A 200-nucleotide genomic window follows, 5' to 3' on the forward strand; every position below is an offset into this window, starting at 1 on the left:
TAAGAATGCTGGGTGGTATTTGATTTAAAACGTGGATAGTTTATTAAGCTAAGAATGCTGGGTGGTATTTGATTTAAAACGTAGATAATTTATTGCGTTAAATTTAAAGATGGTGGGCGATACTGGGCTTGAACCAGTGACCCCCGCCTTGTAAGGGCGGTGCTCTCCCAACTGAGCTAATCGCCCATCTTTAAGTTGGT

At 41.5% G+C, this 200-nt stretch carries 1 tRNA gene; it reads right to left on the reverse strand.

The features are described 5' to 3' along the window. Positions 1-110 precede the first annotated feature (110 nt). Positions 111-186: transfer RNA gene (locus CXF72_RS00640), tRNA-Val, on the reverse strand. Positions 187-200: the final 14 nt, after the last annotated feature.

Source organism: Psychromonas sp. MB-3u-54 (assembly GCF_002836415.1).
GTDB lineage: Bacteria > Pseudomonadota > Gammaproteobacteria > Enterobacterales > Psychromonadaceae > Psychromonas.